The sequence below is a fragment of the Thioclava dalianensis genome (assembly GCF_000715505.1).
GTDB lineage: Bacteria > Pseudomonadota > Alphaproteobacteria > Rhodobacterales > Rhodobacteraceae > Thioclava > Thioclava dalianensis.
In genome coordinates this window covers 47,530-70,153 of the sequence record NZ_JHEH01000003.1, presented here as the reverse complement: position 1 = coordinate 70,153, position 22,624 = coordinate 47,530, and the positions used below count along the sequence as shown (strand labels likewise).

At 62.5% G+C, this 22,624-nt stretch carries 19 protein-coding genes; 14 read left to right on the top strand and 5 right to left on the bottom strand.

The features are described 5' to 3' along the window. Position 1: 1 nt before the first annotated feature. The 12 genes from DL1_RS03315 to DL1_RS03260 are packed head-to-tail and all read left to right on the top strand — an operon-like array spanning position 2 to position 11,727. The gene (locus DL1_RS03315) at positions 2-421 is read left to right on the top strand and encodes a hypothetical protein (RefSeq protein WP_038062450.1); all 420 of its coding nucleotides are present in this window, start codon (positions 2-4) and stop codon (positions 419-421) included. 15 nt (positions 422-436) lie between these two features. Continuing rightward, positions 437-1,474, top strand: coding sequence for an NADH-quinone oxidoreductase subunit NuoH (nuoH, locus tag DL1_RS03310; protein WP_038062447.1), 1,038 nt, complete (start codon positions 437-439; stop codon positions 1,472-1,474). Positions 1,475-1,478: 4 nt separating this feature from the next. Then, positions 1,479-1,970, top strand: a complete 492-nt coding sequence (gene nuoI / locus DL1_RS03305; protein WP_038062444.1) for an NADH-quinone oxidoreductase subunit NuoI — start codon at positions 1,479-1,481, stop codon at positions 1,968-1,970. Beyond that, positions 1,967-2,377, top strand: coding sequence for a carboxymuconolactone decarboxylase family protein (locus DL1_RS03300; protein ID WP_038062443.1), 411 nt, complete (start codon positions 1,967-1,969; stop codon positions 2,375-2,377). The genes nuoI and DL1_RS03300 overlap by 4 nt, the downstream gene beginning before the upstream one ends. Further along, a complete protein-coding gene (locus DL1_RS03295; protein ID WP_038062441.1) occupies positions 2,374-2,982 on the top strand; it encodes an NADH-quinone oxidoreductase subunit J in 609 nt (202 codons plus the stop codon). Before DL1_RS03300 ends, DL1_RS03295 begins: the two co-directional genes overlap by 4 nt. Positions 2,983-3,031: 49 nt before the next feature. Then, the gene (nuoK, locus tag DL1_RS03290; RefSeq protein WP_038062440.1) at positions 3,032-3,337 is read left to right on the top strand and encodes an NADH-quinone oxidoreductase subunit NuoK; all 306 of its coding nucleotides are present in this window, start codon (positions 3,032-3,034) and stop codon (positions 3,335-3,337) included. A gap of 7 nt (positions 3,338-3,344) precedes the next feature. Further along, a complete protein-coding gene (gene nuoL / locus DL1_RS03285; RefSeq protein WP_038062439.1) occupies positions 3,345-5,528 on the top strand; it encodes an NADH-quinone oxidoreductase subunit L in 2,184 nt (727 codons plus the stop codon). Beyond that, positions 5,528-7,066 (top strand): NADH-quinone oxidoreductase subunit M, encoded by a 1,539-nt coding sequence (locus tag DL1_RS03280; protein WP_038062437.1) that lies wholly within the window; start codon positions 5,528-5,530, stop codon positions 7,064-7,066. The genes nuoL and DL1_RS03280 overlap by 1 nt, the downstream gene beginning before the upstream one ends. A 12-nt stretch (positions 7,067-7,078) precedes the next feature. Beyond that, positions 7,079-8,518, top strand: coding sequence for an NADH-quinone oxidoreductase subunit NuoN (nuoN, locus tag DL1_RS03275; protein ID WP_038062434.1), 1,440 nt, complete (start codon positions 7,079-7,081; stop codon positions 8,516-8,518). 1 nt (position 8,519) lies between these two features. Beyond that, the gene (locus DL1_RS03270) at positions 8,520-9,263 is read left to right on the top strand and encodes a biotin--[acetyl-CoA-carboxylase] ligase (RefSeq protein ID WP_038062432.1); all 744 of its coding nucleotides are present in this window, start codon (positions 8,520-8,522) and stop codon (positions 9,261-9,263) included. Between the two features lie 14 nt (positions 9,264-9,277). Then, positions 9,278-10,054, top strand: a complete 777-nt coding sequence (locus tag DL1_RS03265; RefSeq protein ID WP_038062429.1) for a type III pantothenate kinase — start codon at positions 9,278-9,280, stop codon at positions 10,052-10,054. A gap of 47 nt (positions 10,055-10,101) precedes the next feature. After that, positions 10,102-11,727: a ribonuclease J gene (locus tag DL1_RS03260; RefSeq protein ID WP_081856247.1), complete on the top strand. Its 1,626-nt coding sequence runs from the start codon at positions 10,102-10,104 to the stop codon at positions 11,725-11,727. A 126-nt stretch (positions 11,728-11,853) separates the two neighbouring features. Here DL1_RS03260 and DL1_RS03255 read toward each other — a convergent pair whose 3' ends face one another. Then, positions 11,854-13,503: a DEAD/DEAH box helicase gene (locus DL1_RS03255; protein WP_038062423.1), complete on the bottom strand. Its 1,650-nt coding sequence runs from the start codon at positions 13,501-13,503 to the stop codon at positions 11,854-11,856. A gap of 261 nt (positions 13,504-13,764) precedes the next feature. Here DL1_RS03255 and DL1_RS03250 point away from each other — a divergent pair, with 261 nt between their 5' ends. Further along, complete coding sequence (locus DL1_RS03250) at positions 13,765-15,645, top strand: cation:proton antiporter (RefSeq protein WP_051693283.1); 1,881 nt, start codon at positions 13,765-13,767, stop codon at positions 15,643-15,645. Positions 15,646-15,662: 17 nt separating this feature from the next. Here the strand turns inward: DL1_RS03250 and DL1_RS03245 are convergent, their stop codons facing one another. The 3 genes from DL1_RS03245 to DL1_RS03235 form a co-directional block, all read right to left on the bottom strand. After that, on the bottom strand, positions 15,663-16,628 hold the full coding sequence (locus DL1_RS03245) for a M23 family metallopeptidase (RefSeq protein WP_248642580.1): 966 nt from the start codon (positions 16,626-16,628) through the stop codon (positions 15,663-15,665). Positions 16,629-16,636: 8 nt separating this feature from the next. Beyond that, on the bottom strand, positions 16,637-18,961 hold the full coding sequence (clpA, locus tag DL1_RS03240) for an ATP-dependent Clp protease ATP-binding subunit ClpA (protein ID WP_038062418.1): 2,325 nt from the start codon (positions 18,959-18,961) through the stop codon (positions 16,637-16,639). Positions 18,962-19,285: 324 nt separating this feature from the next. After that, entirely contained in the window at positions 19,286-20,533 is a 1,248-nt protein-coding gene (locus DL1_RS03235) for an HPP family protein (RefSeq protein WP_162178731.1), read from the bottom strand. A gap of 204 nt (positions 20,534-20,737) precedes the next feature. Between DL1_RS03235 and DL1_RS03230 the strand changes: the two genes are divergently transcribed. Beyond that, on the top strand, positions 20,738-21,829 hold the full coding sequence (locus DL1_RS03230; protein ID WP_038062854.1) for a transglutaminase-like domain-containing protein: 1,092 nt from the start codon (positions 20,738-20,740) through the stop codon (positions 21,827-21,829). Positions 21,830-21,850: 21 nt separating this feature from the next. Here DL1_RS03230 and gloB read toward each other — a convergent pair whose 3' ends face one another. Then, positions 21,851-22,621 carry a hydroxyacylglutathione hydrolase gene (gene gloB / locus DL1_RS03225; RefSeq protein WP_038062416.1) on the bottom strand — a complete coding sequence of 257 codons (771 nt, stop codon included), beginning with the start codon at positions 22,619-22,621 and terminating at the stop codon, positions 21,851-21,853. Positions 22,622-22,624 lie beyond the last annotated feature (3 nt).

The window sequence follows — 22,624 nt, the reverse complement described above, 5'->3', positions numbered from 1 at the left end:
AATGCGCCTGAGCCTCACCCGTATCGCACCTCTTGCCCCCGGCCTTCTGGCCGGGCTGGCAGCCTGTGCGCCGAGTGATGGCAAGGCGGGCTCGGGCAATCCTGCGCCCAAGATCGTGTATCGCGGTGTCGAGACACGTCTGCTCGATGACAATCTGGCGGAGTTTCGCGTCAGCATTTCGGGCGAGGGCGCGGATGCGAAGGCAGTCGAGGATTATGCCCGTTGCGCGGTTGCGCAATATGCGCAGATCCGCGGCTACGGTTTTGCGCGCCATGTGCGCACGAATGTGAATGAAGAGGGTGGCATCTGGCGGGCGGATGCGGTCTACACCATTTCGCCCGCCCTGCCGCAGGGCCTCAAAACGATCGACGCGGAAGTGACGGTCGGTGACTGTGCGGATCGGGGAATACCGACGGTATGAAGAGAGTGGGGAACCATGTCTGAATTTCTGGCTACACCTTTTGGCACCTTCCTGCTCATCGTGTTGCAGGGGCTCGCGGTTCTGGCCTTCGTGATGATCTCGATGGTCTGGCTGGTTTACGGCGATCGCAAGATCTGGGCGGCGGTGCAGATGCGCCGTGGGCCGAACGTGGTGGGCCCTTGGGGCTTGCTTCAAACCTTCGCGGATGCGCTGAAATATGTCGTCAAGGAGATCGTGATCCCGGCAGGCGCCGATAAGTTCGTGTTCTTCCTCGCGCCGCTTTTGAGCTTCGTGCTCGCGATGCTGACCTTCGCGGTGATCCCCTTTGCCGATGGCTGGGTGCTGGCCAATATCAACGTGGCGATCCTGTTCGTCTTTGCCGCCTCCTCGCTGGAAGTCTACGGCGTGATCATGGGCGGCTGGGCGTCGAACTCGAAATATCCGTTCCTGGGCAGCCTGCGCTCGGCGGCGCAGATGATCTCCTATGAGGTCTCGATCGGTCTGATCATCATCGGTGTGATCATCTCCACCGGCTCGATGAACCTGTCGCAGATCGTGCTGGCCCAAAAGGGCGATTACGGCCTGCTGAACTGGTACTGGCTGCCGCATCTGCCGATGGTGGCGCTGTTCTTCATCTCGGCATTGGCCGAGACCAACCGCCCGCCCTTCGATTTGCCCGAAGCGGAATCGGAACTCGTCGCGGGCTTCATGGTGGAATATTCCTCGACGCCCTACCTGCTGTTCATGGCGGGCGAATATATCGCGATCTGGCTGATGTGCGCGCTGATGTCGATCCTGTTCTTCGGCGGCTGGCTGTCGCCGATCCCGGGGCTGCCCGATGGTGTGCTGTGGATGCTGGCCAAGATGGTGTTCTTCTTCTTCATGTTCGCCATGGTGAAGGCGATCACGCCGCGCTACCGCTACGACCAGCTGATGCGGATCGGTTGGAAAGTGTTCCTGCCGCTCTCGGGCGCATGGGTTGTGATTGTCGCGTTCCTCGCGAAATTTGAAATCTTCGGGCATTTCTGGGCCCGCTGGACGATGGGAGGCTGAGCTGATGGCATTTGATTACGCCCGCGCCGCCAAGTATTTCCTGCTTGTCGACTTCATCAAAGGGTTCGGCCTTGGGATGCGCTATTTCTTCGCGCCCAAGGAGACGCTGAACTACCCGCATGAAAAAGGCCCGCTCAGCCCGCGTTTCCGCGGCGAGCACGCGCTGCGCCGCTACCCCAATGGCGAGGAGCGCTGCATCGCGTGCAAACTGTGCGAGGCGATCTGCCCCGCGCAGGCGATCACCATCGATGCCGAGCCCCGCGCGGACGGGTCGCGCCGCACGACGCGCTACGATATCGACATGACGAAATGCATCTATTGCGGCTTTTGCCAAGAGGCCTGCCCGGTCGATGCCATCGTCGAGGGGCCCAATTTCGAGTTCTCCACCGAGACCCGCGAGGAGCTGTTCTACGACAAGGAAAAGCTGCTTGATAACGGCGCCCGCTGGGAAGCCGAGATTGCCCGCAACCTCGAATTGGATGCGCCCTACAGATGACCGACGACTTTTCGAATCTCTTCAAATCGATGATGGAGCAGTCTGCTGAAATGGCGCGGCGGCTCAATCCGGCATTGGAGAGCTTCAACCCCGCTGCGATGGAAACGCTTTTCCCGACCATGTCCAAGGACATGATGGAGATGTGGTTCGGCAAGACCTTCAACCGCGACGGGCTCGACAGCCGAACGCGGCTTTTGGTGACAATCGCGGCGCTGACGGTGCTGGGGGCACAGGGTGAGCCGCAATTGCGCATGTCGATCCGCCACGCGCTGGAAGCCGGGGCCACACAACGCGAGATCGCCGAGGTGATCTTTCAGATGAGCATGTTTGGCGGTGTCCCCGCCATGACCAAGGCGCTCGAGATTGCGCGCTCGGTCTTTGACGAGAAATCGGGAGAGAACACATGACGGTGTTTGCATTTGCCTTCTACCTCTTTGCCATCGTGGCGGTGGTTGCGGCCTTCATGGTGGTGATGTCCAAAAACCCGGTCCATTCGGTGCTTTGGCTGATCCTGACCTTCTTGTCGGCGGCGGGGCTGTTCGTGCTGCTGGGCGCAGAATTCGTCGCCATGCTGCTTATCATCGTCTATGTCGGTGCGGTCGCGGTGCTGTTCCTCTTCGTGGTGATGATGCTCGATATCGACTTCGCCGCCCTTAAGGGGGAATTGGCGCGTTATATGCCGCTGGGCCTGCTGGTCGCGGTGATCATGCTGGTGCAGCTTGGCGTCGGGATCGGCGCTTGGAAGACCGCCGATATGGCGCAGTCCCTGCGCATGTCGCCGACGCCCGACAACATGACCAACACCCAAGCGATCGGGATGCTGGTCTATGACAAGTATCTCTATCTGTTCCAGCTTTCGGGGCTGGTGCTCCTGGTGGCGATGATCGGGGCGATCCTGCTGACGCTGCGCCACCGCACGAATGTCAAACGTCAGAACGTGATCGCTCAGATGCATCGCGATCCGGCCAAGACGATGGAAATGAGAGACGTGAAACCGGGGCAGGGGCTGTGAACATGCGGATGCACAATAAGGCAATCAAGCACGACCGGAGGGCACAGGCATGATCGGATTGGAACATTACCTCGGGGTGGCCGCCGCTCTGTTCGTCATCGGGGTCTTCGGGATCTTCGTGAACCGCAAGAACGTCATCGTCATCTTGATGTCGATCGAGTTGATGCTGCTTGCAGTCAACATCAACCTCGTCGCTTTCTCGGCCTATCTGGGCGATCTCGTGGGGCAGATCTTCACGATGTTCGTGCTCACCGTCGCCGCCGCTGAGGCTGCGATTGGCCTCGCGATCCTCGTCGTGTTCTTCCGCAACCGCGGCTCGATCGAGGTCGAAGACGTCAACGTGATGAAGGGATAAGGGACCAATGGAACAGACTATTCTCTTTGCCCCGCTCATCGGCGCGATCATTGCAGGCTTCGGCTGGCGCGTGATCGGTGAGAAAGGTGCGATGGTCCTTACGACGGGTCTGCTTTTCCTGGCCTGTATCTTGTCGTGGGTCGTCTTTCTCACCCTCGGCGAAGGCACGCAGCATATCCACATCATGCAATGGATCCATTCGGGTGAGCTGGACACGAGCTGGGCGATCCGGCTCGACCGCCTGACCGCGATCATGCTGGTCGTCGTGACCACGGTGTCCTCGCTCGTGCACCTCTATTCCTGGGGCTATATGGCCCATGACGAGAATTGGACCGAGAACGAGCACTATAAGGCGCGCTTCTTCGCCTATCTGTCCTTCTTCACCTTCACGATGCTGACGCTGGTCACTGCGGATAACCTGCTGCAGATGTTCTTCGGCTGGGAAGGTGTGGGCGTTGCCTCCTACCTGCTGATCGGCTTCTACTGGAAGAAACCCTCGGCCAACGCGGCTGCGATGAAAGCCTTTATCATCAACCGCGTGGGCGATTTCGGCTTCCTGCTGGGGATGTTCGCGCTGTTCTACATGACCGGTGCGCTGAAGATGGATGACGTCTTCGCAGCGGTCCCCGCGCTTGCCGATACGCAGGTTCACTTCCTGTGGCAAAGCTGGAACGCAGCCGAGCTGGTGGCCTTCTTGCTCTTCGTGGGCGCAATGGGCAAATCGGCGCAGCTGTTCTTGCACACTTGGTTGCCTGACGCGATGGAGGGCCCGACACCGGTGTCTGCGCTGATCCACGCCGCAACCATGGTAACCGCGGGCGTGTTCCTCGTCTGCCGGATGTCGCCGCTTTATGAATTCGCGCCGCATGCCAAGGAATTCATCCTGATCATCGGTGCAACGACGGCCTTCTTCGCGGCCACCGTCGGGCTTGTGCAAAACGACATCAAGCGCGTGATCGCCTATTCGACCTGTTCGCAGCTGGGCTACATGTTTGCCGCCGCCGGTGTCGGCGTCTATTCGGTGTCGATGTTCCACCTGCTGACGCATGCTTTCTTCAAGGCTCTGCTGTTCTTATGCGCAGGCTCGGTCATCACCGCGATGCATCACGAGCAGGACATGCGCAACTATGGTGGCCTGCGGAAAAAGCTTCCGATCACCTTCTGGGCGATGATTTTCGGGACGCTGGCGATCACTGGCGTGGGCATCCCGCTGACCCATATCGGCTTTGCGGGCTTCCTCTCGAAGGATGCGATCATCGAGAGCGTCTGGGCGGGCGACAGCTCGGGCTATGGCTTCTGGATGCTTGTGATTGCGGCTGCCTTCACGGCCTTCTACTCATGGCGCCTGATCTTCATGACCTTCTTTGGCAAGCCGCGCGGCGATCATCATGCGCATGACCATGCCCATGAAAGCCCTTGGGTGATGACCCTGCCGCTGGCGGTGCTGTCACTGGGCGCGATCTTTGGCGGGATGATCTGGTACAACGTGTTCTTCGGGGATCACGCCAAGATGGTGAAGTTCTTCGGTCTGCCCGCTCATAGCGAGCAAACCGCGGAGGGTCATGGCGCGACCGAGACTGCAAATGCTGCCAGCGGGACTGCGACAAGCACTGAGGCTGGCGCAGATCATGGCGCGGAGATGTCAGAGCAGGCGGCTCAGGCCGAGGTTATGGCAGACGCACGCCGCTCGCCCGATATCGGGCCGGGGGCGCAGATCCTGCGTGAGACGGGCGTCGCCCCGCAAGGCGCGATCTACATGCATAGCGAGAACGAAGTGATCGAGAAGGCGCATCACGCGCCCACCTGGGTCAAGGCTTCGCCCTTCGTGGCGATGGCATTGGGTTTCATCGTGGCATGGCTGTTCTACATCAAGGACACCACGATGCCGAAGCGTCTGGCGGAACAGCAGCCCGCGCTGCACCGGTTCCTGCTCAACAAGTGGTATTTCGATGAGCTCTACGAGGTGATCTTCGTTCGCCCCGCGCTCTGGATCGGATACATGTTCTGGAAGAAAGGGGACGAGGGCTCTATCGACCGCGTCATCGACGGCGTGGCCGTGGGGATCGTCCCGACATTCACGAGGCTCCTGAATAAGATGCAATCGGGCTATCTGTTCCACTATGCCTTCGCGATGGTGATCGGGATCGTCGGTTTGATGTTCTGGGTCGTCCTCAACGGGGGGGCACAGTAATGCAACACCTACTTTCTATCGTCATCTTCATCCCCGCCGTCGCCGCGCTGATCCTTGCGCTGGTGCAACGTGGCGGGTCTGAAGAGGCCGACCGCAACGCGAAGTGGCTGGCCATGACGGCGACGTCGGTGACCTTCTTGGTCTCGCTGTTCCTGCTGGCCGGGTTTGACCCCTCGAACACGGATTATCAGTTCGTCGAGCAATATAGCTGGATCATGGGGCTGAATTACCGCGTGGGTGTCGACGGTCTGTCGATCCTCTTCGTGCTGCTGACCACCTTCATGATGCCGCTTGTGATCCTCGCAAGCTGGGAGGTGAAGACGCGCGTCAAAGAGTATATGATCGCCTTCCTGCTCCTCGAGACGCTGATGGTCGGCACCTTCGTCACGCTCGATCTGGTGCTGTTCTACCTGTTCTACGAGGCCTGCCTGATCCCGATGTTCCTGATCATCGGCATCTGGGGCGGCAAGCAGCGCGTCTATGCCGCGTTCAAGTTCTTCCTCTACACGTTCTTCGGCTCGGTCTTCATGCTCGTGTCGATCATCTATATCTACTTCCACACCGGCACGACGGATATGCCATCGCTGCTCAGTGCCAACTTCCCCTATACGCCGATCCATGTGCTCGGCGTGACGATACCGGGGGGCATTCAGACGCTGCTGTGGACGGGCTTCTTCATCTCCTTCGCGGTGAAAATGCCGCTCTGGCCGGTGCATACCTGGCTGCCCGCCGCGCACGTGCAGGCTCCGACGGCAGGCTCGATCGTGCTGGCCGCGATCTTGCTCAAGCTGGCCGATTACGGCTTCCTGCGCTTCTCGCTGCCGATGTTCCCGGTGGGCAACATGGTCGTCGGCCCGTGGGCGATGTGGCTTGCGGTGATCGCGATCATCTACACCTCGCTGGTGGCGCTGGTGCAGACCGATATGAAACGCGTGATCGCCTATAGCTCGGTGGCCCACATGGCCTATGTGCTTCTGGGGATCTTCTCGGGCACCCAGCAGGGCATCGAGGGCGGCATCTTCCTCGTCGTCTCGCACGGCTTCGTCTCGGGTGCGCTGTTCCTGTGCGTCGGCGTCATCTACGACCGGATGCACACCCGCGAGATTTCGGCTTATGGCGGCTTGGCCAAGCGGATGCCGGGCTATGCGGTTGTCTTCATGTTCTTCACCATGGCCAATGTCGGCCTTCCGGGGACGGGCAACTTCGTGGGGGAATTCCTGACGCTGGCCGGTGTGTTCCAGGTCAACACCTGGGTCGCGCTCTTTGCGACCACGGGCGTGATCTTGTCGGCAGCCTATGCGCTCTGGCTCTATCGCAGGGTCGTCTTTGGCGATCTGATCAAGGAGAGCCTGCGCTCGATCACCGATTTGAGCCCGCGTGAGAAATGGATCTTTGCCCCGATGATCGCAATGACCCTGATCTTGGGCGTCTATCCCGATCTGGTGACGAATGTCATTCAGGATTCAGTGACCAACCTGGTCCAGAACTATCACGACGCCCTGCCGGACAACCTGTTGTCCGATCTGGTCGAACACTGAGGAGAGTGACGGATGACTTCTGCGGATTTCTCCACCGTTTTGCCGGAATTCCTGCTGGCCGTTTATGCGATGGCGGCGTTGCTGGTGGGCGTGTGGTTTGGCAAGGATAAGCTGGCCCCGACGCTTCTATGGACGACCAGCGGGGTGATGCTGGTGCTCGCAGCCCTGATCGGGCTGGGCTCGGGCGGCGCGCATACCGCCTTTGGCGGTCTGTTCATCGACGATGCTTTCGCGCGGTTCTCCAAGATCACGGTGCTGGTCACCGCCGCGCTGGTGCTCGCGATGAGCGCCGATTACATGGCGCGTCGCGGACTTCTGCGCTTTGAGTTCCCGATCCTCGTGGCCCTCGCGGTCGTGGGCATGATGGTGATGGTCTCGGCCGGCGATCTGATGTCGCTCTATATGGGGCTCGAGCTGCAGTCGCTCGCGCTCTACATCATCGCGGCGCTGCGTCGTGAGAGCGAGAAAAGCTCGGAGGCCGGTCTGAAATACTTTGTGCTTGGGGCGCTGTCCTCGGGCATCTTGCTCTATGGCGCCTCGCTGACCTACGGGTTTGCCGGGACCACACAGTTCTCTGGCATCATCGAGACGGTGCAATCGGGTCATCTGCCGATGGGCTTGCTCTTTGGCATGGTCTTCCTGATCGCGGGCATGGCCTTCAAGGTCTCCGCCGTGCCGTTCCACATGTGGACGCCCGACGTCTATGAGGGCTCGCCCACACCGGTCACTGCCTTTTTCTCGACCGCGCCGAAAGTTGCGGCGATGGCGCTGTTCGCGCGGATGCTGTTTGATGGCTTCGGCCAAGTGCCTACGGAATGGGGTCAGATCATCGGCTTGCTGGCGGCTTTGTCGATGGTCTGGGGCTCTGTCGGGGCGCTGGGTCAGAAGAACATCAAGCGTCTGATGGCGTATTCCTCGATCACCCATATGGGCTTTGCGCTGCTGGGTCTGACGGCGGGCACGGTCGAGGGTGTGCAGGCGATGCTGGTCTATATGGCGATCTATGTCGTGATGAATGTGGGCGTGTTCGCCTTCATCCTCTCGATGGAACGCGACGGCCAGCCCGTCACCACGCTCAAATCGCTCAACCTCTATGCCAGCCAGCACCCCACCAAGGGTCTCGCGCTGATGATCTTGATGTTCAGCCTCGCGGGGGTGCCGCCGTTGCTGGGCTTCTTTGCCAAATACGCGGTGCTCGCGGCGGCGATCCAGGCGGGCTATATCTGGTTGAGCCTTCTGGCGGTTGTGGCCTCGGCGGTTGCGGCCTTCTACTACCTGCGCATTATTTACTTCATGTATTTCGGCAAAGAGGTCGAGCCGCTCGATCAGCGTATGCCGATGGTGCAATGGGGGCTGTTGATGGCATCCGCACTGATCACCGTCTTTGGCGTGTTCAACCTGTTTGGCATCGAGGGCGCTGCACAGGCGGCTGCGGCGGCCCTTGTCAACTAACGTGGCTACGTGGCCCGAGGGCGTGGCGCGCCATGTCCTAGCATCTGTTGATTCCACGATGAACGAAGCGGCCCGGCTCGCGCCGGGCCTCTCCGGCTCTGCATGGATCTTCGCGCATGAGCAAACGGCGGCGCGTGGCAGGCGTGGTCGCGCGTGGCGCGCCCCTCAGGGCAATTTCGCAGCGACGCTGGTGATGCGGCCCAAGGGCGGTCTGGCCCATGCGGCGCTCTATTCCTTCGTGGCGGCGCTTGCGCTGGAGGCCGCCCTCTCGCATGCCGCAGGTCCGCATGCCCGTCTTGCGATCAAATGGCCCAATGATGTGCTGCTCAGCGGCGGCAAGATCGCGGGGATTTTGCTCGAAAGCCTGACGCCTGACGGTTCGCAGCTTGCCATTGGCATCGGCGTGAACCTGGCCGAGGTCCCTGCGCGCGACACCTTGGAAGCCACGGCCATGGCGCCCGTGAGCCTTCTGGGCGAGACCGGGATGCGGGTTGCGCCGCAGGACTTCCTGCCCATGCTGGCGCAGGCTTTCGATCATTACGACAGTCAGTTCCGCGATTACGGCTTTGAAGCGATCCGCAATGCGTGGCTCGCCCGCGCCGCCCGTCTGGGCGAGACGATCACCGCGCGCACCGGACGCGAGACCCATACGGGTGTCTTCGAGACCATCGATGCAACCGGGGCGCTGGTTTTGCGCGACGGGCAGGGGCGCCGGGCGATCTCTGCCGCCGAAATCTTCTTCTGAGTACGAGGGCCAGCATGCTGTTATGCATTGATTGCGGCAATACCAACACCGTCTTCTCGATCTGGGATGGCGAGGCGTTTCTGTCGACATGGCGCATGGAGACCAATCACAAGCGCACCGCCGATGAATATTATGTCTGGCTGACTGGCCTCATGCGGCTGCAAGGCATCGATGCGGCGATCCGCGAGGTGATTATCTCTTCGACCGTGCCACGCGTCGTGTTCAACCTTCGGGTGCTGTGCAACCGCTACTTCGATTGCCGTCCCGTCGTTGTGGGCAAGCCCGAATGCGCCTTGCCCGTCGCCCCGCGCGTCGATGAGGGCACCGTGGTGGGCCCCGACCGTCTGGTCAACGCGGTGGCCGGGTTTGACCGCCATGGCGGCGATCTGATCGTGGTCGATTTCGGCACCGCCACCACTTTCGACGTGGTCGATACCGACGGGGCCTATATCGGCGGCGTGATTGCGCCGGGGGTGAACCTTTCGCTTGAGGCGCTGCATCAGGCGGCAGCCGCTCTGCCCAATGTCGATGTGACCAAGCCTGAGCATGCGATTGGCACAAATACAGTGGCCTGTATTCAGTCTGGTGTGTTTTGGGGCTATATCGGTCTGGTTGAGGGCATCGTGCGCCAGATCCGGCTGGAACGCGACCGGCCGATGCGGGTCGTGGCGACCGGCGGATTGGCGGAGCTGTTCTCTCAAGGCTTTGACCTCTTCGACAGCATCGAATACGACCTGACTATGCACGGCCTGCGCCTGCTCAATGATTTTAACAAAGGACGCCCCGCGTGACCGAAAGATTGATCTACCTTCCCCTTGGCGGAGCCGGCGAAATCGGCATGAACGCCTATGTCTATGGCTATGGTCCGGAAGGGAAAGAGCGTCTGATCGTGGTCGATCTCGGCGTCACCTTCCCGGATATGGATTCAACCCCCGGGGTTGATCTGATTATGGCCGATCTTGCTTGGCTTGAAGAGAACGCAGATCGCATCGACGCGATCTTCATCACCCATGCCCATGAAGACCATATCGGCGCGCTGGCCCATGTCTGGAACGGGCTGCGCAAGCCCGTCTATGCCCGCGCCTTCACCGGGCGCATCGGGCAGCTCAAACTCGAAGAGGCGGGCATCCCCGCCGAGACGATCCGCATCGTCGAGCCGCGCCCCCATGTCGTCGAGGCGGGCCCGTTCAAGGTTCAATTCGTCCCGATCTCGCATTCGATCCCGGAAAGCTCGGCGCTGATCATCGACACCCCCGGTGGCCGGATCTTCCACACTGGCGATTTCAAGCTCGATCAGTCGCCCATCGTGGGCGAGCCCTTTGATCCTGCGATGTTCAAGCAGATCGCCGAAGAGGGCGATGGCATCAAGGTGCTGGTGAGCGATTCCACCAATGTCTTCTCGCCGCATCCGGGCCGCTCGGAGGCAACGCTCGCCGCGCCGCTGACCGAGCTGATCGCCGCCCAGAAGGGCATGATCGTCGCGACCACCTTTGCCTCGAACGTCGCGCGTCTCAAGACGCTGGCCGAAGCGGGCGTGGCTGCGGGCCGTTCGGTCTGCCTGCTGGGCCGCGCGATGAAGCGGATGGTCTCGAGCGCGCAGGAAACCGGCGTGCTTTTGGGCATGCCCGGCACGATTGGCCCCGAAGAGGCCGCCGATGTTCCGCGCGGCAACCTGATGTTGATCGTGACCGGCTCGCAGGGCGAGCGCCGTGCGGCATCAGCCCAGCTCAGCCGGGGGAAATATCTCGGGCTCGAGATGAAAGAGGGCGACAGCTTCCTGTTCTCCTCCAAGACCATTCCGGGCAATGAGCGTGGCGTGATCCGCATCATGAACGCGTTTTCCGAAATGGGCGTCGATGTGATCGACGACAATAACGGGCTCTATCACGTCTCGGGCCATGCCAACCGCGCCGATCTGGAGACAGTCCACGCGATCTTGCAGCCCAAGATGCTGATCCCGATGCATGGCGAGCACCGTCACCTGCGCGAGCATGCGAAGCTCGCGCAAGCCAAGGGGATTGCCTCGGAAGTGGTGATCAATGGCGAGATGGTCGATCTTTCGGGCAATGTGCCCAAAGTGGTCGAGCATATCGAGGCGGGCCGCACCTATCTCGACGGCTCGGTCAAGATCGGCGCGATGGATGGTGTGGTGCGCAACCGCATTCGCATGGCGCTCAATGGCCTCGTGCTGGTGACGCTGATCCTCGATGAGCAAGACCAGCCGCTGGGCGAGCCTTGGGTCGAGACGATGGGCCTGCCGAAAACCGGGCGGGGCGGCGCGCCGCTGGCCGAGCAGATCGAAGACGAGATGACCGAGTTCCTCGATCGCGCGCCGGTCAAGATCATCAGCAATGACGACAAGATCGAAGAGGCTCTGCGCCGGATTGCGCGTCAGGTCTCGATGGAAGAGATTGGCAAGAAGCCCGAAGTGATCATCGTCACCTCGCGGCTGACCGACGAATAAAGCCACGGGGGCGCGCGGGGACAGGGCCCCCGCGCCATCCGGGCGTCCAACGCGTTTGTCCAAGACATAGAAAACCCCGCCGGAGGCAGCTCCGGCGGGTTTTTGATTTGCGCGGCAGGGGCGCGATCAGCTTTCGGCGCTGTCCTCGGTCTCGCTCATGGCCTCGTCACTGTCGATCAAGCCGGGACGGAACGAGCGGGTCAGGAAATCGGGGACGTGATCGCCCATGCCCACGACATTCGGGCCATTGTCGCGGTCGCGACGGCCACGGCCACCGCGTGCACGCCGATTGCGGCTCTCGTCGCTCTCATTGGCGTCGTGACGCGCGGGGGCGGCGGCGGCGGGGCGCTGCTCCGGGGCTTGGCGCTCAGGCGTGCGCTCGGATTTGCGCTCGGGCTGCTGCTCCTCGGGCGTGTCGACCTTTTGCGAGGGGGCCTTCGCGGCCTCGGGCGCTTTGGTCTCAACGGCCTCGGGCTGCGGCTTGTCCTCACGCGGTTTGCGCGAGCGGCTGGGACGCTCCCCGTTGCTGCTGCTGCCGCTCCGGCTGCGTCCACCCCGGCCACCGCGACCGCCCTTGGCGTCGTCGCGCTTGACCGGCGCGGTCTTGGCGCCTTCCGAGATCTCGAACCCCTCGGGCAGCTCGCCGCGCGGGATCGGCTGCTCGATCAGGCTCTCGATGCCCGAGAGAAACTTCTCATCCGCAGGCACATAGATCGAGATCGCAGCGCCTTTGCGGCCCGCGCGCCCGGTGCGCCCGATGCGGTGGACGTAATCCTCCGCATGCATCGGAAGATCGTAGTTGAAGACGTGGCTCACGGCGGGCACATCAAGCCCGCGGGCGGCCACATCCGAGGCGATCAGGAATTTCAGCGTGCCTTCGCGGAAGCTCTCCAGCGTGCGCGTGCGCTGGCTTTGATCAAGATCACCATGGATCGGGGCCGCATCAAAGCCGTATTTCTGCAGGCTTTTCGAGACGATATCGACATCGACCTTGCGGTTGCAGAAGATGATCGCGTTGGTGCAGGCCTCGCCTTCGCCCTCGATCACCGCGCGCAGCACTTCGCGCTTGGTCTTGGCGGTCTGGTCGCGCCGCGCCGGGGTCACCTCGATCAGCTTTTGGGTGATATTCGCACCGGTCGTGGCCTGACGGGCCACCTCGACGCGCACCGGAGCATGCAGGAAAGTGTTGGTGATCCGCTCGATCTCGGGCGCCATCGTGGCCGAGAAGAACAGCGTCTGGCGGGTAAAGGGCGTCAGCTGGAAGATCCGCTCGATATCGGGGATGAAGCCCATGTCGAGCATCCGGTCCGCCTCGTCCACAACCATGATTTTCACATCGGTCAGGATCAGCTTGCCGCGCTCGAAATGATCAAGCAGTCGGCCCGGTGTCGCGATCAGCACATCGACACCCTTGTCGATCAGCTTGTCTTGCTCGCCAAAGCTCACACCGCCGATCAGCAGTGCGCGGGTCAGCTTGGTGTTCTTGGCGTAGAGATCAAAGTTCTCGGCAACCTGAGCGGCCAATTCGCGCGTCGGGCAGAGCACGAGCGAGCGCGGCATCCGCGCGCGCGCGCGACCCCGCCGCAGCAGCGTCAGCATCGGCAGGGTGAACGAGGCCGTCTTGCCCGTGCCGGTTTGCGCGATACCAAGGACATCCTTGCCTTCAAGCGCAGGGGGGATTGCATCCGCTTGGATCGGAGTGGGCGTCTCGTAGCCCGCTTCCGCAACCGCAGACAGGACCTTGGGGTCCAGTTTCAGATCGGAAAATTTCGTCATCGGCGTCCTTAAAAGCTTCCTGATTGGCGTCCGGTGGCAGCCGCGTCTTGCGGCGTACACATGAGGGCGCAACGGAAATTGGGCGCCCTGATCGTGCCCCGCCGGATTGCGAGGCTGGTCGTTGCCTATCTTATCGCAACGTGAAGGTCAATCTTTGCGCCAGTATCGCGCAGGATCAGGGGCTTGCATCATGCGCGCGAACCTGACTTCCTGCAGTGAACTGGCCCGTGAAGGGGCGCAGGTCTGTAGTGAGGGGCGCGCATGGCGGTTGCGGAAACGGCGGGGCTCGGCCCGGTCTTGGCCTTCGGGCTTGTCGGTGTGTTCGGTGTGGGCGCGCAATGGCTTGCGTGGCGCCTGCGGCTGCCTGCGATCGTGATCATGCTGGCCGCCGGTCTGATCGCGGGTCCGGCGACGGGGCTGCTAAATCCAAGCCGCGACTTCGGAGATCTGCTGAGCCCGCTGGTTGCGCTCGCCGTGGCGGTGATCCTGTTTGAGGGCGGGTTCACGCTCGATCTGCACCGGCTGGGCGATGCGAAATCCGGCGTGAAGCGGCTTGTTTTCATTGGCGCGCCGCTGGGCTGGCTGCTCTCGGCGCTGGCTCTTGTCTACGGCGCGGGGCTGAGCTGGGAGAGCGCTGCGGTGTTCGGTGGTATCATGGTTGTCACCGGCCCGACCGTGATTGCCCCGCTTTTGCGCACCGCCAAGCTCGCCCGCCGTCCGGCGCGGCTGTTGCAATGGGAGGCCATCGTCAACGATCCGATCGGAGCGCTGGCCGCCGTGCTGGCCTTCGAGGTGGTGGTGACCGCGCGCTCTAACCTGTCGATGGGCGAGGCGATTACCCATCTCGCACTTGGCATCGTCTTCGCGGCGCTGATCGGCGGCGCGGTGGGGTTTTTCATAGCCCGCGCCTTTGCGCGCGGCTGGGTGCCGGAATTCATGAAAGTGCCCGTGCTTTTCGCGGCGCTTCTGGTGACCTTTGGTGTGACCGATTCGGTGCTGCATGAAAGCGGGCTGCTGGCGGTCACCGTGATGGGGCTGGTGATCGGCAATGCCGATCTGCCCTCCTACGAGGAGCTGCGCCGTTTCAAGGAACATGCGACCGTGCTGCTGGTCTCGGGCGTGTTTATTTTGCTGGCTGCAAATATTCAGATCGATCAGCTTATGGCGCTGGATTGGCACGCGGCTTTGTTCGTGGCGCTTGTGGTTCTGGTGGCGCGTCCGGCCACGGTGCTGATCTCGCTGGCGGGCTCGGATCTGCCGCGCAATGAGCGGATGTTGATCGCTCTGACCGGCCCGCGCGGGGTGGTTCTGGTGGCGGTGGCGGGGCTCTTTGGTCAGCGCCTTGCCGAAGCCGGGATCACTGACGGCGCGCGGATCGGGCCGCTGGCTTTCGTGCTGGTGGTGGCCACGGTGCTTGTGCATGGCTTTACGCTCGCACCGCTTGCGCGGCGGCTGGGGCTGGCCAATACCGACCGTCCGGGGCTGCTGATTGCGGGGGGCTCGCGCTTTACCACGCAGCTTGCAGAGGCGCTGATGAAAGCCGAGGTTCCGGTACTCATCACCGATCCGAACCACGCCCATCTGATCCGCCCGCGTGCCAGTGGTATCAAGACCTTCTACGGCGATATCATCGGTGAGGCCGCCGAAGACAAGGTCGAGCTGATGTCCTATTCCACGCTGCTCGCGGCCACCGATAACGACGCGTATAACAGCCTGATTGCCACCGATCTTGGACCCGAGCTGGGCCGCGACAAGGTTTGGCAGGTGCCGCGCGTCAAGGATGACCGCGAGCGCCACGCGCTGCCCACCCAGATCGGCGGGCGCCGCTTTGGCGAGGGGCGCACGCTTGAGGGGTATGAGACGCTTCTGGCCGAGGGCTGGCGCTTTCGCATCACCCGCATCACCGAGGAATACAAGCTCTCCGATTGGCGCGAGAAGCGCCCGCGCGCGGTACCGGTAATGGTCCTCTCGCCCAAGGGCGAGCTGCGCTTTGTGGTGGATGCCAAAGCGATGAAGGTCGATCCGGGCGGGCGGATCGTCTCGCTTTTGCCGCCCGAGGTGAGTGAGGAGGAAACCGCAGCCCGATCCAAACGCGCCGAGCGCCCTTCGGGTCAGCCCGGTCCGGCAGCGCCGATCCCGTAAGTCGGCGCGCTTGGGCGCTATCGTGTCAGCGTGACCTCAAGCGTGCGCTGCGCGATTACATCGCCTGCGCGCAAGATCTCGACCTGCGCGCGGTAGCGGCCCGCGGGCCAGCCGTCGGCCGGGGTTTTGCGCCCAAAGAATTGGAAAAACAGTGCTTGGGTTTTCTTCAGCTCGGCATCATGCGCCAAGCTCAGCCCGTCGGGGCCAGTGATCCGGGTCTTGATCTGGTCGCCGGTCTGCGCGCCAAACCCATAGAGCCACACGACCAGCGCGGGGCCGTCAGCGGGCAGGGTAGCCTCGGGCGCAAGGCCTTGCTTGACCGCATCATAGCTGGGCGGTTGAGAGGCAAACCCCAGCTGCAACACACCCGTTGGGATATAGGCAATCGGTTCGGCCCAAAGCTCTTGCGCGGCGATGTCAGTGGCGCAGGCCTGCCGCATATCGGGATCGAACGGGTCCACCGTTTTGCCGTCATGGCGCAGGCTGAGATGCAGATGCGGGAACTCCGCCTTGCCCGATTGCCCAACAAGCCCCAGCACGTCGCCCGCAGCGACGACCTGCCCCGGCTTGACCGAAATCGAGCCGTCGCGCATGTGGCAATATTGGGTCTCCCAGCCATCGCCATCCTCGATCACGACGCCGTTGCCGCATTCGCGCCCGGCGACCGAGGCGCCGTCTACGAAGGCGCGGTCGGGCTCTCCGTCGCGCACCGCCCGGACCGTGCCGGGGGCGGCGGCGCGCACCTTCACGCCCGCGCGCATCGCCGCGACCGTTGGCAGCGCGAAATCCGTGCCCTTATGGCCGTTATAGCTGAGCGTGCCACAGCCCACATCGCGTGTGCCGGGGCCGGGATCGCGGTCGACGTAATTCTGGATGTAGCAGCTTTTGCCCAGAGTGCACTCGACCGGCAGGTTCAACGAAATCGTCCCGGCCATGCAGGGCAGGGCCGGGACGAGAAAGCAGACGAGTGTGGCGCGCCACACGGCCGGAATTACTCCGCCGTGAGAAGCGGCGGCTTGGACGAGCCGGAGAGACGTTTCTTGCCCGGCTCCTCGACATTGACGACGATCTCATTGTCTTTGACCGAGACCTTCGCCACGCCGCCCTTGGTCAGCTTGCCAAAGAGCAGCTCTTCAGCGAGCGGCTTCTTGATATGCTCTTGGATCACGCGGCCCAGCGGACGTGCGCCCATCTTGTCGTCATAGCCTTTCTCGGCGAGCCAATTGGCGGCAGCCGGGGTCAGCTCGATATGGACGTTGCGATCGATCAGCTGCGCCTCGAGCTGGAGGACGAATTTGTCGACCACCTGCAAGATCACATCGCGCGACAGCGGTGCAAAACTCACCACCGCATCAAGACGGTTGCGGAACTCGGGCGTGAAGGTCCGCTCGATTGCGGCGGTATCCTCGCCCTCGCGCCGGTCGCGCCCAAAGCCAATCGCGGATTTCGCCTGCTCGGAGGCGCCCGCATTCGAGGTCATGATCAAGATCACATTGCGGAAATCCACCGTGCGACCGTTATGGTCGGTGAGTTTGCCGTGATCCATCACTTGCAGCAGGATGTTGTAGACATCCGGGTGCGCCTTTTCGATCTCGTCAAGCAGCAGCACGCAATGCGGGTGCTGATCGACGCCATCGGTCAGCATGCCGCCCTGATCGAAGCCGACATAGCCCGGAGGCGCACCGATCAGACGCGAGACCGCGTGTTTCTCCATATATTCCGACATGTCGAACCGCAGAAGTTCTACGCCAAGACTGTCGGCGAGCTGGTTGGCGACCTCGGTCTTGCCGACGCCGGTCGGGCCTGCAAACAGGTAGTTGCCGATGGGCTTTTCAGGCTCGCGCAGGCCGGCACGGGCCAGTTTGATGGCCGAGGCCAGCGCCTCGATGGCCTTGTCCTGACCGAACACAACGCGCTTGAGCGTCTTCTCGAGATCCTTGAGCACCTCTGCATCGCTTTTGGTGACCGATTTCGCCGGGATGCGCGCGATCTTGGCGACGACGGATTCGATCTCCTTCGGGCCGATGGTCTTGCGCTTCTTGCTTTCGGCCAGCAGGTGCTGGGCCGCGCCCGCCTCGTCGATCACGTCAATCGCCTTGTCGGGCAGTTTGCGGTCGTGCACGTAGCGCGCCGACAGCTCCACGGCAGTTTTGATCGCCTCGTTGGTGTAGCGGATGTCGTGATGCTTCTCGAAATAGGGCTTGAGACCCATCAGGATCTTGATCGAATCCGGCACCGAAGGCTCGTTCACGTCGATCTTCTGGAACCGGCGCGACAGGGCGCGGTCTTTCTCGAAATGCTGACGGAACTCTTTATAGGTGGTCGAGCCCATCGTGCGCAGCTTGCCGCCCGCAAGCGCGGGCTTGAGCAGGTTCGAGGCGTCCATTGCACCGCCCGAGGTCGCGCCCGCACCGATCACGGTGTGGATCTCGTCGATGAACAGAATCGCGTCTTCATGGTCTTCCAGCTCCTTGACGACCGCCTTCAGACGCTCCTCAAAGTCACCGCGATAGCGGGTGCCCGCCAGAAGCGCGCCCATATCGAGCGAATAGATCGTCGATTTCGACAGGATTTCGGGCGTCTCGCCGCGGGTGATCTTGAGCGCAAGCCCCTCGGCGATGGCGGTCTTGCCCACGCCGGGATCGCCCACCAGAAGCGGGTTGTTCTTGCGCCGGCGGCACAGCACCTGAATACAGCGCTCCACCTCGTGCTCGCGCCCGATCAGCGGGTCAACATCGCCCTTCTCGGATTTCTTGTTGAGATTGACGCAATATTTGTCGAGCGCGGATTCCTTGGCTTCAGCCTGCGTGGCTTGTGCCTCGGCTTTCGCTTCGTCCTCGGCGCCGGTCACAGGGCGGGCCTCGCCGAATTCGGGGTCTTTGGCCACGCCATGGGCGATGAAATTCACCGCGTCATAGCGCGTCATATCCTGCTCTTGCAGGAAATAGGCGGCGTTGCTTTCGCGTTCGGCAAAGATCGCGACCAGCACATTGGCCCCGGTCACTTCCGAGCGGCCCGAGGATTGGACATGGATTGCGGCGCGCTGGATCACCCGCTGGAAGGCGGCGGTCGGCACAGCCTCCGAGCCCTCGACCTCGGTTTCGAGCGTTGAGAGATCGTCATCGATGAATTCGACCAGCGTCTGGCGCAGCTCGTCGAGGTCGACGGCGCAGGCATTCATGACGCGCGCGGCATCGGGTTCATCGGTCAAAGCGAGCAAGAGATGTTCAAGCGTGGCCAGTTCGTGACGTCGCGCGTTGGCCAATGCGAGTGCGCCGTGGATCGCCTGTTCGAGCGTATTGGAAAACGATGGCATGATCTGCTCCTTGTCCTTTGGGATTCGGCGTGGGCGCGCCCGTCGCTGATCCTGGCCTCATAGTCTTAAAGTTCGGTGGAATTGCCCGCGCTTCAAGTCTTTTATGCCCAAAAAACTTCCAAGTGGTGATTCGTGCCAAAAAAACAGCCGCCAAATCATCGCGATGGTGCGCTAGCGCACGAAACGACATCTATATCTTGGGAATATCTCGGGGTCTGCCTCCAGATGGGGGAGCGCCCGGTGGGTTTCAAGGGCTCTGCCTGATCCTTACGCGACTCATGAACGGATCGGTGCGACATGAGGACGTGATGGCTTTATGTGCTGTCACTGCGGACGGGCAGGTGGGGCGTCTCTCTCTGCGGGCTGCGGCTGATCCGCCCCGGCAGAGCCCTGCGGATCTGTGGGCGCGTCACCGCCCTCGTCTTCGCCATGGGCTGCGGGAGAGTGGTCTAGGAGCAGCCCCATGATATCGGTGCGTGTGAGGATGCCCACGATCCGGCCCGCTTCGGTCACCGGCACGACGCGTGCCTCGCGCCGGGCGAGCCGCTCCAGCAATGCGCCCACGGGCGTATCGCCATCCACCGTCTCGACATCGGTGTGAAAGATCGCGCGGGCCTCGGCCTCGGGCGGGGCGGTGCGAAAGCGGAACGGGCGGCGCAGGATGTCGAATTCCTTGAACAGCTCTTCGAGCGCGTCATGCTGATCGACCACGCCCAGATAATGGCCTGCGCTGTCAACGACCGGCAGGGTGTGCACATCAAGCGCGGTCATCTTGCGCACAATCTCGGTGAGCGGGGCCTCGGGGCCCACGGTCACCGGGTTGCGCGTCATCAGATCGCGCACGCAGGTGCCCGCCAGCAAGGCCTCGGCTGCGCGGTGCTCGGCCGCTGAAATCAACCGCGCCAGATCGGCGGGAGCCATGTTGGCCGATTGGTTGAACTCGACGAGCAGATCCGACAGGTCGCGCTGGCTGAGCGAGCGGGCCGGGCCGCTTGCGCGAATGCCCTGCCGGTGGCGACGGCCCAACGGACGGGTCGGGTAGGAGATGCCGAACAGCCGATTGTACAGCATCGCGATGACGATCAGCAGCAGCGTGATCGTGGCAATTGGAAACAGCGCAAAGCCCACGCCCAGATGGCGTCCGGCGGCATCTTCGAGCACCACCAAAAGTGCGATCGCAGCCCCCGGCGGATGCAGAGCCCGCGCCGCCATCATCGCGGCAATCGCCGCCCCGACGGCCAGACCATCGGCGTAGGGTGGCGGGATCATCTTGAGCACCGCAATCGGGACCAGCGCCGAGATCAGCATCCCCACCATCGTGGCCCAAGGCTGCGCCAGCGGCGAATTGGGCAGCACGAATAGCAGCACTGCGGTCGAGGCAAAGGAGGAGACCAGATAGAAACCGGTCTGTTGCGAATGCGGCATCGACACGACGACCATTGTCATCAGCAAGATCGCCACACCCGCACCGAAAGCGCCGCGCAGGATGTCAACGCCGGGGCGGCGGCCCATCGAGGGGCCAAAGCGGCGCAACTGGCGACGGAACTCGTAAGGGATACGGGGTAAAAGCATGATGTCCGGGCGATAAATGAGCGCGTCAGGTATCGCGCTTTCGCAACGTGGATGCAAGCGCGTCCCCGGTGAGTGTGATCGCGTCGTTGCGCCCCGCATAGCGAGGGCGCGCAAGGATTGGCCCGCCCATGTTGGAACTTGTTTTGAGTGTGGCGCGACGTTAGAGACATCTGCGTAGCTGACCAAGGGAGAGATCCGATGCGGATGACCAGACGAACCCTGATCCAGATCGGTGCCGCGGCTTCGGTTGGAACCCTGTTGCCGCGCGGTGCGCAGGCGGCGTTTTCTCCCGCACCCGATGGCTGGCGGAGCTTTGAGCTGACCACCACGGTCACCCTGCCTGCCAGCCCCGAGAGCGCGCAGCTTTGGCTGCCGGTGCCTGCGGTGACGGCGGGCGATTGGATGAAAGCGGGCGATGCGAGCTGGACCACGAGCGCCGACAGCGCCAGCCTTGAGACCGATCCCGTCAAGGGCGTGAAATTCGTGCAGGCCCGCTGGGACGGCGCGAAGACGCCGCGCACAATGGTGCTCAAGACGACCGCTTCGACCCAGAGCCGCGCCGTGGATCTGAGCAAGCCGCGCGCCCACGCGTCCCTGAGCGCAGCCGAGCAGGCCCGCTACACCGCGCCCACCGATCTGATCCCAACCGATGGTCTGGTCAAACAGACCTCCGACCAGATCACCAAGGGCGCGACTGGCGATCTCGACAAGGCGCGCCGGATCTATGAGTGGATCGTCGAGAACACCGCGCGCAATCCCAAGACGCGGGGCTGTGGTCTGGGCGATGTGGGCTCGATGTTGGCAATGGGCGATCTGACGGGAAAATGCGCCGATCTCAACGCGCTATATGTCGGGCTTGCCCGCGCTGCCGGTCTTCCGGCTCGCGATGTATATGGCATCCGCGTGGCCCCGTCGAAATTTGGCTACAAAAGCCTTGGCGCGAATGATCCCGACGTCTCAAAGGCGCAGCACTGCCGCGCCGAGGTGTTCCTGTCCGATTTCGGCTGGATCGCGGTCGATCCGGCGGATGTACGCAAGGTCATGCTGCAAGAGGGCAAGGGCCATCTCTCGCTCGACGATCCGAAAGTGGTCGATGTGCGCCGCGCGCTCTTTGGGGCATGGGAGGGCAACTGGGTGGCCTATAACTTCGCCCATGACGTGTCGTTGCCCGGCTCGAATGGTCCTAAGCTGCCCTATCTGATGTATCCGCAGGCCGAGATTGACGGCGTGCGGCAGGATTCGCTCGATCCCGAAAGCTTCACCTACAAGATCGAAGCGCGCGAGCTGAGCGCCTGAGCCCCCCTTCGCAAGGACCGCTTAGAACCGGTCCTTGCGCATCCGCGCCTCGGTGAAGACCTCAAGCGCGCTGGCCCCCTCGGGCAGATCAAGCGCGGCACGCAGCGCCGGATCATCGCCGCGCAGGAACGGGTTGGTGCGCTTTTCGCGGGCCAGCTCAATCGGCACTGTGGGGCGCATTCGGGCGCGCGCCTCGCGCACCTCCTCCATCCGCGCCAGCAGTTCGGGATTGTCGGGCTCAAGGCTGAGCGCGAAACGGCCATTGGCTTCGGTACATTCATGGCCCGAGCAGATCAGCGTCTCATCGGGCAGGTCGCAGAATTGCTGCAAGGTCTCGTGCATCTGCGCAGGCGAGCCCTCAAACAGTCGCCCGCAGCCCCAGCTCATCAGACTGTCACCGGAAAATAGCAGCCCCGCCTCGGGGAAGTAAAAGGCGATGTGACCGACCGTGTGACCCGGCGCGTCGAGAACCGCGACATGCTCCATCCCAATGGGCAATGTCTCGCCCGGGCTCACGGCCTGATCGAGCTGCGGCAACCGATGCGCATCGCGCGCCCCCCCGATCAGCTTGGCCCCGGTCGCCGCCGCCAAGGCCGCAGCCCCGTCGATGTGATCGGAATGATGATGGGTGAGCAAGATCAGATTGGCTTTGAGCCCACGTTCGTTGAGCGCTTGCAGGATCGGGGCGGCCTCGGGAACATCGATCACCGTGGTGGTGTCGGTCGCGGCCTCATGCACAATATAGGCGTAGTTGTCGGAGAGGCATGGCACAATAAGAAGGTCGACTGTCATGGC